This window comes from Flavobacterium plurextorum, from assembly GCF_024638035.1.
Classification (GTDB): domain Bacteria; phylum Bacteroidota; class Bacteroidia; order Flavobacteriales; family Flavobacteriaceae; genus Flavobacterium; species Flavobacterium plurextorum.
In genome coordinates this window covers 5,401,219-5,413,112 of the sequence record NZ_CP100442.1, presented here as the reverse complement: position 1 = coordinate 5,413,112, position 11,894 = coordinate 5,401,219, and the positions used below count along the sequence as shown (strand labels likewise).

At 32.1% G+C, this 11,894-nt stretch carries 11 protein-coding genes; 7 read left to right on the top strand and 4 right to left on the bottom strand.

Features of this window, described 5'->3' with window-relative positions; genetic code table 11:
• Window positions 1–21 precede the first annotated feature (21 nt).
• The 3 genes from NLG42_RS23430 (at window position 22) to NLG42_RS23420 (ending at window position 2,554) form a co-directional block, all read left to right on the top strand.
• Window positions 22–1,041: a DUF2931 family protein gene (locus tag NLG42_RS23430; protein WP_257682584.1), complete on the top strand. Its 1,020-nt coding sequence runs from the start codon at window positions 22–24 to the stop codon at window positions 1,039–1,041.
• 191 nt (window positions 1,042–1,232) lie between these two features.
• Complete coding sequence (locus NLG42_RS23425) at window positions 1,233–1,511, top strand: hypothetical protein (RefSeq protein WP_257682583.1); 279 nt, start codon at window positions 1,233–1,235, stop codon at window positions 1,509–1,511.
• A gap of 8 nt (window positions 1,512–1,519) precedes the next feature.
• Window positions 1,520–2,554 carry a DUF2931 family protein gene (locus NLG42_RS23420; RefSeq protein WP_257682582.1) on the top strand — a complete coding sequence of 345 codons (1,035 nt, stop codon included), beginning with the start codon at window positions 1,520–1,522 and terminating at the stop codon, window positions 2,552–2,554.
• Window positions 2,555–2,681: 127 nt separating this feature from the next.
• Here the strand turns inward: NLG42_RS23420 and NLG42_RS23415 are convergent, their stop codons facing one another.
• On the bottom strand, window positions 2,682–3,431 hold the full coding sequence (locus NLG42_RS23415) for a DeoR/GlpR family DNA-binding transcription regulator (RefSeq protein WP_089053032.1): 750 nt from the start codon (window positions 3,429–3,431) through the stop codon (window positions 2,682–2,684).
• An 84-nt stretch (window positions 3,432–3,515) separates the two neighbouring features.
• Here NLG42_RS23415 and NLG42_RS23410 point away from each other — a divergent pair, with 84 nt between their 5' ends.
• Window positions 3,516–4,049: a 5' nucleotidase, NT5C type gene (locus NLG42_RS23410; RefSeq protein ID WP_099719440.1), complete on the top strand. Its 534-nt coding sequence runs from the start codon at window positions 3,516–3,518 to the stop codon at window positions 4,047–4,049.
• Window positions 4,050–4,138: 89 nt separating this feature from the next.
• On the opposite strand, the gene NLG42_RS23405 is transcribed toward NLG42_RS23410, so the two are convergent.
• Together NLG42_RS23405 and NLG42_RS23400 are read right to left on the bottom strand one after the other, a co-directional pair.
• Entirely contained in the window at window positions 4,139–5,857 is a 1,719-nt protein-coding gene (locus NLG42_RS23405) for a tetratricopeptide repeat-containing sensor histidine kinase (RefSeq protein ID WP_257682581.1), read from the bottom strand.
• A 56-nt stretch (window positions 5,858–5,913) separates the two neighbouring features.
• Entirely contained in the window at window positions 5,914–6,117 is a 204-nt protein-coding gene (locus NLG42_RS23400) for a hypothetical protein (protein ID WP_257682580.1), read from the bottom strand.
• Between the two features lie 1,063 nt (window positions 6,118–7,180).
• Here NLG42_RS23400 and NLG42_RS23395 point away from each other — a divergent pair.
• Window positions 7,181–7,537 carry a hypothetical protein gene (locus NLG42_RS23395; protein ID WP_257682579.1) on the top strand — a complete coding sequence of 119 codons (357 nt, stop codon included), beginning with the start codon at window positions 7,181–7,183 and terminating at the stop codon, window positions 7,535–7,537.
• A 308-nt stretch (window positions 7,538–7,845) separates the two neighbouring features.
• On the opposite strand, the gene NLG42_RS23390 is transcribed toward NLG42_RS23395, so the two are convergent.
• On the bottom strand, window positions 7,846–9,198 hold the full coding sequence (locus NLG42_RS23390) for a GH1 family beta-glucosidase (protein ID WP_257682578.1): 1,353 nt from the start codon (window positions 9,196–9,198) through the stop codon (window positions 7,846–7,848).
• Between the two features lie 339 nt (window positions 9,199–9,537).
• Between NLG42_RS23390 and NLG42_RS23385 the strand changes: the two genes are divergently transcribed.
• Window positions 9,538–9,954: a lipocalin family protein gene (locus NLG42_RS23385; protein ID WP_089058620.1), complete on the top strand. Its 417-nt coding sequence runs from the start codon at window positions 9,538–9,540 to the stop codon at window positions 9,952–9,954.
• 464 nt (window positions 9,955–10,418) lie between these two features.
• Window positions 10,419–11,858: a glycosyltransferase family 2 protein gene (locus NLG42_RS23380; RefSeq protein WP_257682577.1), complete on the top strand. Its 1,440-nt coding sequence runs from the start codon at window positions 10,419–10,421 to the stop codon at window positions 11,856–11,858.
• Window positions 11,859–11,894: the final 36 nt, after the last annotated feature.

Sequence of the window (11,894 nt, the reverse complement as noted above, 5' to 3'; positions counted from 1 at the left end):
ATTCAAATAATACAATGCCAGATGAAAAAAAACTTACCAGAATTTTATGTTGAGATATGTTCTCCAGATAGCAAATATGACGTAACTCCTATTTACGATACCATAAAAACTTTAGAAGGGGTTTATGCAGGTTTGCCTTATGGGAGCTCTTCTGGAAGATGGGGAGACTCAGGTTCTACTTGGACAGCACAGCACGGCACTCCCAGTGGAGCCGATATTACTTATTATTCCCGCTATGAAGATGTTTTTTATCGTTTAAATGTCGATTTTCCTATAGATATTATTAAGGATTATATGGAAAGAGCTTACGCCAGAATAGATGATGAAAACGGAGAAACACAGGAATACAAAAAACTAGGCAGGGCACACAAATCTTCGAGCGGAAACGCGTACGACAGTTTCAGTGATCTTGTTTTTGGTTTTGCCCCAAAAGGTATGGTCGTAGTATGGCTCAATTTTGGCATTACGCGTATCGAGCTGGGCAGATATCAGGCAGAGATACTATCAGATACAGTAATTATTGAAAAAATAAAGAAAAAATATTTAAAGAAATATGGTTTAACTTCGGAAAGATATGATGAAGCGGCTAAAGAATATTTTCTTGCAGATGCAAGCCCTGAAAAATGGGATAATTATCGCAGTCGCTACCATTGGCGCCCTGTAGTGATTTCAGAAAACTCAAAAACGGAACTTATACAAATTCAAACTTCGTTTTATAATGGCGAAATAGAATGTATGCTTCGCCCGTGGGTTAGTGATCCTGCTTATAAAGAAAGAGCAGTTCCGTCAGAAATTAATGTAGTCTGGATGACAGGCAAAAAAGACGAAGATAAAAAACAGGCATATCTCTATTTTAATTGGGAAAAAGTAAATGAAGTTTTTAAAAAATCAGGAGGTAAAATCGATTTGCAGATCAAAATATCGAAAGAAAATAACGTCGAGCTTATGCTCAATGGCAGGCCCTTTGAAGCAGACAGTATCAGGATATTCGACTGGTCATCGAGTATGCTGGGTGAGATGATGTATAAAAACATTAAGTAGCAAGATGAGAAAGATGTTGTGGGATAAAGCTATTAAAATTTCTTCTCTTGCTGGTGCGAGCGTATCGTTTGTGAACTCAAGTTATGCACGAGCGAGTCGCTCGTGCCATCAGGAAAAAGAATCATAAAAAAGTTACGGACATTAAAAATTTAAAAAAAAACTAAGAAATGTATTTAATTAAAAATAACATAATGAAAGTATTTGTTACCTTATTTTTACTATCTGCCATTGCTTTTTCATTACAGTTTTATCTTGACCATACAGTAGAGAGTTATTCTGAAGTTGTAACGACGCTAACGGCTCCTATAACTACTTCGATATTAATATTGTTGATTTATTTTTTTAGTCCTCAGAAAACACAATATCGTAAGATAATGGGTGTCATAATACTAATTTGTGCTATTCTTTTTACACTTTTTTTTGTAGGATTTTTATATGTCGGACAATTAGGAAAAGCATTTTCACATTAATTATAATTATGAAATATTTCAATAAAAGCGAAGATATTATAAACGGATTACTTTCGATTCTATTACTGTTAATTTTAGCTGCTATTGCTATTCAAACATACAATTATAAAGCTGATGAAAGGTTTGAATGGGGTAGTGGCGTATTAAGTAGCAAAGGTAACGTGGTTCAAGTAAGTAGTTGCCATTTCCATCATGCCAAAGATTGGAATTATGACGATAATAAGGAAAACATAATTGATGATGGCTGGGATGATATAAATTACATTAACATTCAAAAAAATGTTTTTTATCCTGATAGTTTGTCAATATGTTGGTTTTCATACACAGAAAAAAAGTTTTATAAAGGAAAGTTTATTTTACCATATAAAATTATTTTGGAAAAAGCAAAGCAGTTGAGAATGAATACGAAACGATATGGAAGAAAAAATTATGAAGAAGATTCCAACAAAGTTAGGCTTAGATTTTTTGCAGAAATATTGCCTAATGGAAAACTCGCAGTATGGATTTCGAATGATGAAAATAAATTAAAAATTGGAAATTACCAAGCTAAAGAAGTAAACGAAACCTGGCATATTTTTGATAAAAGTGACCAAATTGATTCTACTTCAACTATTAATATATCAACAAAAGTGGCTTTGGTAATGGAGCAGTATCCTTATAGAATTGACATTAAATTGCCAAATGGATTTTATTTAAGTGATTCCGATTTTACTTTTTTTAATCAAAAAAATTGGTATTTCAAAAGTAAGAAACCTGAAAAAATACCAATTTTCCATGAAATCCCTGATTGTTTCCGTTTATCATGGAGTAATGGTAAAAAGGAATTTTCATCTCAATTTTATTTTAAAGAGGAAGAAACTTTAAATGCTTTTAGAAAACTAAAAACCTTGCTAGAACCAAATCCATTATTGTTAGAATTAAAGGTAAATAACGCTAACGACAGTATAAGTGCAACGCTAAAAAACAATAAAAGTTTGTTAAAGATTTTGCCTTCTTATATGTATGTTTCTCCCGTCGCAAGGGGAAATAATTTTGCCAATTAATTTGTAGAAGGAAAGCCCTCGCTACCGCACGAATCCTTTCGTGTGGCAGCATGCAGGTTGAAGTTTCGTTATCGTCATAAAAAGAGAAAAGCCTTTCTGGAGTGAAATTCTGAAAGGCTTTTTTGTTTTAAACAATTGTAACTCCTGCATTTTTGTATGCTTTCAAAGATTCTTCTTCGGGTGAAACATTGGTTACTAAAACATTAATATCTTTAATTGGACACACAAAATACGATTCTGCAGTCCCTACTTTTTCAATAGAGCTTAAGGCGATAACAAAGTTGGAATTCTGAATCATATTTTTTTTCAGCATAGAATCATCGTATAAAATTCCCGTAATACCTCGTTCATGATGAATGCTGCAGATTCCTAAAATGAAGACGTCTGCTCTAAAATTCCGAAAGAAATCAATAGTTTCAATACTTGAAGTTGCAAAAGAAGTTTTGCACATTTTTCCTCCTGCAAAAATCAAATCAATATTGGGTAAATCCTCAATTAATGCGGCAACAGGAAAACTATTTGTTATAACTGTTAACTTTAGATCATAAGGGAAACTAGCCACTAAAGCCAGCGAAGTTGTTCCTCCGTCTATAAAAACAACCTGTCCGTCTTTTAAAAGAGGAAGCGCCTTTTCTGCAATAATTTTTTTATTTTCAAGATCGTGCTTTTCTCTATTTCTAAAGTGCAGCGGAATTGGTGATGGCGCAACTGCACCGCCTCGAACTGCTTTTAACAAACCTTGATCTGAAAGCTCTTTTACGTCTCGTCTAATTGTATCTTCCGATACATTTAAATACTCGCTAAGTTCTTGTAAAGTAACACGATGCTCTTTTGATAAGTATTCTAAAATTACTTTTTGACGTTCTTCTTTTTTCATCGATTGCAAATTTATATTGCAAAAATAAGTTAAAAATTGCAAAGTTTTGCAATTTTTGCATAATTTTACCGCAAAATTAAAACTATGAAAAAGAAAACTATTGCCGTTGACATGGATGGCGTACTTGCCGATATAGAATCACAATTGATTGAACAATTTAATAAAGAATACGGAATGAACCTTTCGAAAGAAGGAATTCAGGGATTAAGTGAAGAAGAAGCTTTTAAAGGAAGAGAGCTTTTACACGGAATTTTAAATAAAGGTAACTTTTTTAGAAGCCTGCCTGTAATGCCGGATGCTGTTGAAAGTTTGCAGAAGCTGCAAGAGAATTTTGAAATTTTTATAGTTTCGGCTGCAACCGAATTCCCAATTTCACTTGCTGAAAAAGTTGCTTGGCTTGGCGAACATTTTCCTTTTATTAAATGGGAAAACATTGTTTTGTGCGGCAGCAAACGAATCATCAATACAGATTATTTGATTGATGATCATAGCAAAAATTTAGATTACTGCATGGGTAAACCTATTATGTTTACGGCATTTCACAATATAAACCAAACGCATCACTTAAGAGTAAATAACTGGAAAGAAGCGGTTGCGGTTTTAAACGAAACATTATAAGCTTAAAAGGTTATAATAGTTGTTTTTTGAAGGTAAAAGCCTTTCGGAAGTAATTCTGAAAGGCTTTTTATAAAACGGTTCTATTTAGTTTATTTAGGTATCGATATTTTGACCTTAAACCCTTTGTCAGGTTCCGTTTCAAAATTAATAGTTCCTTTAACAGCTAGTATACGGCTTTCAACGTTTTGGAGACCATTTTTAGAAATCTTTGTTTTTTCGCAACCTTTACCATTGTCTTTATAGTTTATTAGAATTGATTTTGGATCATTTTCAAATTTTATTACAACCAGACTTGCGTTACTGTGTTTTTTCATATTCACCATTAATTCCTGTAGAACTCGGCTGATAGCGATCTTTTTTACATCATCAATACTTTCCCAGTTTATATTTTCTAAGTTAGTAGCAATAATATTTGTTGCGCTGGTATTATACATCGAAAGCATTTCTTTTATGCTGTTGGTAAAATTAGTTCCAGTATCAATTCGATTATTTTCTTTAGAAATTCCTCGAACACGTCCGTAAATATCATCTAATTTTTGAAGCAGATTTTCTTTGGTACTTTCGGCGGATAAAGGTTGAGATTCTGCAAAAGCAATCACATGAAATACATCGTTTGCCAATTCATCGTGGATTTTTTTAGCAATTCGGGTTTCGGTATTATAGGAAGTCTTAAATTCTATCGCTTTATTTTTATTTTTATAATAGCGTATTAAGATGGCTATTAGCAGGACTAGAAAAATAAAAAGAATTACAAATCCAATTCTCAGATAGTTGGCTTTTTGCAGCGCTAATTGGTTTTCTGCTTTTTCTAAACGAAGTGTTGCATTCTCATCTTTTTCCTTTTTAGCATCGTATTTAATTTTGGCGAACTTGTTTTTAAAGTTATTTCGAACTTTAATGATACTGTCGTTTAATGTAAAATACTTTTGTACATATTTGCTGTTTTGAGTACTGTGATTATTAGAAATTAGAATTTGCAATGCTTCTAATCTTTCATCTACACTATTTAGTTTTGTAGCTGCATTATAAGCGGAAAGCGCATTTTCATTTGATTTTTGAATATCTTTTTTAGCAAAATAATCCGCAAGGTGCAGATAACTTTCAATGCTTCCGTAGGTATCATTAACTTCGTTTCTTAGTTGAAGACCTTCATTCATAAACTTGAAGGCTATTTCATCCATTCCTTTTTTAAAATAGGCGTAGCCTAAATTGTCTAAAAGGATTGATTTGTCATATGGAGTAGCTCTCGCTTTTAGTTCTTTGCTTGAAAGAGATTCTAATAGAGAATCTAAAAGAGGTATTGCTTTGTCATATTTTTTTTGTTGAATATAAACAGCGGCAATATTTTGTAAGGGTGCTTGTTTTTCTAGTGGATCGGTTAATTCGTTTGCTGCTTTTTTATAGTAAAGAATAGCATCATCATAAAGAGAGAGTTCTTTGTCGGCAATACCAAGTTTATTATTTATAGAAGCTCTATATTGTGGATGTTTTTTAAGATAAGGTAATGCTTCGGTTACAGTCTCTTTAGTGCCGTAATAATCTCCATTTACTTTTTGAATACCTGCTATTTGAATAAGTATATATCCAATATTAGCACTGTCTTTTAAAATTTCGTAAAGTTGTTTGGATTTATTAAACTCGTAGAAGGAGGCGTTGAAGTTTTGTTTTTCGTAATTTTCAATTGCTTTATTTCTTAAGCTAAGCGCCTGTTTTTCTATAGTTTCAAGATTAGTAGTAAGAGGCTTTTTTTCCTGACAGGAAAAAAGGAAAAGAAGTATAATAAAATAAAAAAACGGGGACCGTAACATATAAGTTTACTTTCCCCGAAAATAGTAATTTATTAGATACTAAAAACATATATTAATTATGGTTTAGTAGGCGGCGGCGGCGGCGTATCTTTATCACCAGGACCATCCTCACCATCAGGAGGAAGATCTTCACCAGGTCCTGCAGCAAAACCATCTTTTTTTTCTATTTTTTTAGTTGGCTGCGTTTCGTACTCGTCTGGAGTACAAGAAAATATAGTGAACAATAACGCAAAAGCGATAAATAGTATAAGTTTTTTCATTTTGATTTATTTTTAGAAATTAGACATAGGTATGGCCGTCTGGAGTTGATCCAGAATTTTTTAAGGCAATACCAAATAGGTTTTGGGAAGTAAAGTGTGTAGAACAGTAAGACGTTGTTTATACTTCCCGAATAAACTTGGTCTTACAGTTTTTCACGCTGTAATTAGAACTAGTTTTTAATATTGTTTTAGTCTGCAGACAAAACTTGAACTAATTTCTTGGTGCAAAGTAAAGGCGCTTTGAAGCCTTTACTGGCAAGGGATTCCCAGAATTCCCGCGTATTCCTGAGTTTCCCGAGAATTCCCAGAAAAAAAGTATACAAAGTCTAGTTTAAATTATTAAATGGTATTTAAGTTCAAATAAATCTATAGTATTATAGATGCAAAAAGTCCGATAAAAGTTGGTTTCGAACGATTAAAAAATGCAGAAATAATATAGAGTTGAAGCAAAAATTGAAAATGAGGATAAGAGTTTAATTGTAGAAGTCAAAAATAATGGCATGTAAAAAATATTTTGGTGAATAATAAAAAGGAGGCGTCGAAAGAACATTCCCAAAAGGGAAATCTTTTCTAAATTGTACGTTTATATTTTCTAGAAAAATGAATCAGAAAATATATCCGAGAAAAAAAAATTAAGGTTGGAAAGAGAGCAATCGCTCAGCTGTTTTCTGCAAGTTTGAACTTTGTGCAGAAGAAAGATAAGGCGACATATTTTCTAAAGGAAATCGAAAAGCATTTTGAAGAGTAAAATGCGTAAAAATATAATTTTTTAAAGGGAAAATAAGGCGTGTAAATTGTTTGTTTTTTGGCATATATGATCTGTTATTTATACTATAAAGATAAGAAAAAATAATCAGTAAACCTAATAAAAACCAGTAAAATAAGTGATTTTTTTTGCTTTTTGAGCGATAAATTTTCTGGATTTTTCCCTTTTAATAACTTTATTTTTTATAGCAGTAAAACTCGTTTTTAGGACGGATTGATTGTCATAAAATTATTTATATTTATAAAATAATAATAGAGATCTTAATTTCTTGTCTCTCTCAATTTAAAAACATCTTTTATGAAAAAAATTCTAGTAGTATTAATTGTGTTATGCACGTTTGGTTGTAAAAAATATGTTGTTTCGTTCGAACAACCTACAAATAGTAAACTTGATAACGTAAAGCTGGAAATACTTTTGGATAAAAAGAAAGTTCAAGAAATTAATTTAAAAGCGGCAAGCGGAATTCCGGGGTATGAAACAGTAGAACTGCCAATCTCAGATGAAGGAAAACATCTGCTTCAGATTAAAGCAAAAGATACAACTTTTAGTTATGAAATAAAATATCCCGAAGAGCAGTATATTCGCGTAGTATCGCACTTAAAAACGGATGGTAAGCTTCATGTTGGAATCTTAAAAAGACAATATAATTTTTAGATTAAATTGATTTATATGACTTTATTGTTTTTTATGAATATGTCGCTCCTCTGGAGCTTTTTATGCATGGAAATAAATTGAGCTATAAATATTTCGCTCCGCTGGAGCTTTCAAAATAAATAAGAAATTCTATAATAGCTTGTATTCGAAAAAAAACGCTTAACGTAATAACATTGAGTTATCGAGAGCTAATATTTAGGCAAAGTTCACAAAGCAAGGATTATTGCAAAGCTTTGCGAACTTTGTGTTTTCTAAAAATGATTAATGTAAAAACTTGCGATCTTTGCGGTTAGACTATTTATGTAGGTTTACGACAAAAAATCTTTAAACCATAAACCTGAGTTTTTAATGGTTCGTTTCTGAGTATTAAAATCCACATGAATTAATCCAAAGCGGGCATTGTAGCCTTCAGCCCATTCGAAGTTATCTGTTAAACTCCAAACAAAGTATCCTTCTACATTTAAGCCTTCTTCTTTTGCTTTTAAGATTTGTTCTAAATGATCTTGAATATAATGCGTTCGTTTAATATCAAAAACTTTTCCGTTGGTTACCGTATCCGCAAAAGCAGCGCCATTTTCGGTAATGATTATTTTTTTAATGCCTTTGTATTCATTGAATTTTTTTAGAACGTGATACAACGCAGGCGGATAAACTTCCCAACCCATTTCGGTCGAAATAACATTTCGTTTATCAGCGCTTACCAATTCAGCTCCAATGTAAGGAATCAATAAAGACGATTTTACAACTTCGCGAGTGTAACATTGAAGACCAATAAAATCAAAATGAAAATCGAGATTATTTAAATCATCTTCCAGGATATAATTATTGAGTTTTTTAAGCACTGGAAGATCTTTTTGCGGATAACCAAGCCCCAAAATAGGCTCAATAAAAGTTCTGTTCAGTAAAGTATCTACACGTTTTGCCGCTTCGATATCTTTAGCATTTTGCGTCGCAGGTTCAATATGTGTGCATGAAAAAGTAGTTCCAATATTAGCCTCAGGAATTGCATTTCGTAATACTTTTGCGCCTTTAGCAGTTGCCAGTGTTACATGATGCATGGCTTTTAGGTAATTGGAAATTCCTTTTTTTCCGGGTGCATGAATACCTAAAAAATATCCAGCTCCGGTAAATACAGAAGGCTCGTTGATAACCATCCAGTTTTTTACCCGATCTCCAAAATAATGAGCGCAAACAGCGACATAATCCGAAAACCAAGTAACAGATTCTCGGTTCGTCCAGCCTCCTTTTAATTCTAAAGCATGTGGTAAATCCCAGTGATAAAGCGTAATCCAAGGTTCGATTCCAGATTCAAGCAGTGAATCTATAATTTTATTGTAATAATCAATTCCCGCTTGATTTACAGGATGAACTCCAGTGGGCATGATTCTGGGCCACGAAATAGAAAACCTAAAATTAGGAATGTTTAATTCGCGAATTAAATCAATATCAGTTTGGTACGAATTATAGAAATCACAAGCAGTTACGGCATGATGATCGTTTTTTATTTTTCCTTTTTGAGAAGTAAAAACGTCCCAGATAGAAGAACCTTTTCCATCGGCATCATGTGCGCCTTCAATTTGGAAAGCGGCGGTAGAAACACCCCACAAGAAATCTTCACCAAATTGGTTTTTGTTCAAAAATGAGTTTTCAACTTTATTCATTCAATCGGATTTTCCTTTATTAAAGTCTATTTATTAATGAAGGAAAGAGGACTGCATCGCTCTTAAAAAAAGCCATTCTTTGAATGAAACTAGAAAATTTAGATTAAAGAATTTCATGATATTTAGTTTTAATCAAATTAATAAAACTAATGTGAATTTATTGTAAAGTGATTATTATCAAATGATTAAATTAAACCTGCTGTTTTTTTATTGACTTCTTTTTTAGTTTTTGAAAATGTAACTAAAATGATATTTATGTAAAACATTCTTATAATCATGAAACTTTTTGTAAGTATATACTTTTAATTTAGTCACTATAACTTTAAACGAAAAGTCGACATGAAAAATAGAAAAATAATATTCGTATTAGCCTTAAGCTTTGCAATGTTCGCCGTCTCTTGCAGCAGTGATGATAATGAGGGAGAAACAATAATTCCGATACAAGGAAAATATAACTTAAGCAAAACAGGAAAAATTGTTGGTGGAGAGGAAGTATTAATTGATGCTCCAGAAAATGCAGCAGGATGTACTAGAGATTATTTAGATCTTAGATTAAGTAATAAAGCAGTTATTGGTGATTATGAAGGTACTGATTGCAGTTTAACAGAAACGAGCGGAACTTACGTACGATCTCATAATGATTTAACGATTACTATTGGTAATTTAAGTACAACCAGCGATATAATGAACCTTACTAATAAGGAATTAAAATTGAAGGATAAAACTACTGGTGAAATAACGGTTTATACCAGATAATACAACTTATTTTACATAAAAGCGGAAATAACTTTTTAAGATATTTCCGTTTTTTACTTTTATAATAATACCTTCAAATTTACATTTTTGGGAATGTAAATGTATGAGGAAATATTTTTTGGTCTTCTTGCTGCATATTCAAGACAATTTTATACTAAATTATTCGTTTTAGTATTTAAATTACACCTCTTCGTAATTAAAAAATCCCTTTATTTTTAGCACTTTCAGCGCACAATTAGTGTGTAAACTGTTTACATGTGTAAAAAAAATACACACTTCATTTTTGTGTCCTAATTTGTAACATCCTAAAATTCAGTCAAAAGCCATTATGGCACGCGGCTTGTAAATTGGGTACATGTCAATCTTTTATAAAAAATAAATTTTAGCGCTTATTTAAGTAAATGCACAAAATCAATATCATTTTAATAAAAGCCAATAAACAGAATTAATACAACAAATAAGACATGGAAAGTGAATCAATTATTTCAAAGCAATTTTATGCCGGCAGCGATATAAGCAAAGACGCACAAATAAGCACTTCAATTTTTAAAAGCAACAATACTAAAACAAAAAAACATATCGAACGACCAACAAGTCCTTTCGGATTTATGGTACTTGCAGGGACTTTTTTACTAATGCTTACCGGCGCTTTTTTTGTATTTCAGTTTCAACCTGATTTTGATCAGCTTCATTTTGAAAGAATAAATTCGACTGGCGGACTTATATTTTTAGGGATTACTGTTTTTCTGTTTGTTTTTAAAGGCGGTATTTTTCTTTATAATTTATTTCTGTACTTGAAATACAAACCTGTAGAATCAGTATCTGATGAATTATTACCAACTTGTACGGTAATTGTACCTGCTTACAATGAAGGTAAATTGGTTTATGATACTTTGATGAGTTTAGCCAATAGTGATTTTCCTGAACATAAATTGCAGCTTTTGGCAATTGATGATGGAAGCAAAGATGATACTTGGTATTGGATTCAACAAGCAAAAGTAAAATTGGGTGATCGTGTAGCAATTTTTCAACAGCCTAAAAACCAAGGAAAACGTCATGCACTTTACCGTGGTTTTAATTTAGGAACTGGTGAAATTTTTGTAACGGTTGACAGTGATTCAATCGTTAAAAAAGATACTTTAAGAAATTTAGTAAGCCCGTTTGTTACCAATGAAAAATGTGGTGCCGTTGCTGGAAATGTTCAGGTTTTGAATAATAAAAAAGCAATTTTACCAAAAATGCTGAATGTAAGTTTTGTAATGAGTTTTGAGTTTATGCGTTCTGCCGAAAGTATGCTTGGGTCTGTTCTGTGCACACCGGGAGCTTTGGCTGCATATCGCAGTACGACAGTTTTTGAATGTCTGCCAGAATGGATTGAGCAAACTTTTATGGGACAGCCATCAGACATTGGTGAAGATCGCGCTATGACAAACATGATTTTAAAACAAGGAAAACATGTATTGTTTCAACGAAATGCCATTGTACTTACAAATGTTCCAGAAGATTATACTGGATTGTATAAAATGTTTATAAGATGGGGAAGAAGTAATGTTCGTGAAAATATTATGATGCTGAAATATGTCTTTAAAGATTTTAGAAAAGAGTCTAAATTTGGAGCCAGATTATTGTGTACAGATCAAACATTGCGAATTATTATGACGTATCCGTTTTTGATTTTTATGTTTTATTTTATAGCAACACATCCTTTATTATTTATCAGTGCAACGCTTTTAGGAATATTGATTGTGTCTAGCTTTTCAATGTTGTTCTATGCCAAAAGATATTCTTTGGCAGAATCATTTTGGGCTTATTCATACAGCGTTTTTTATACCTTCGGATTGTTTTGGATTGCTCCATATTCAATAATTACGGCTCGTAAAAAAGGATGGCTTACTAGAGGTTAATATTTTCGCAAACTACTATTTATATTTAATTCTGAA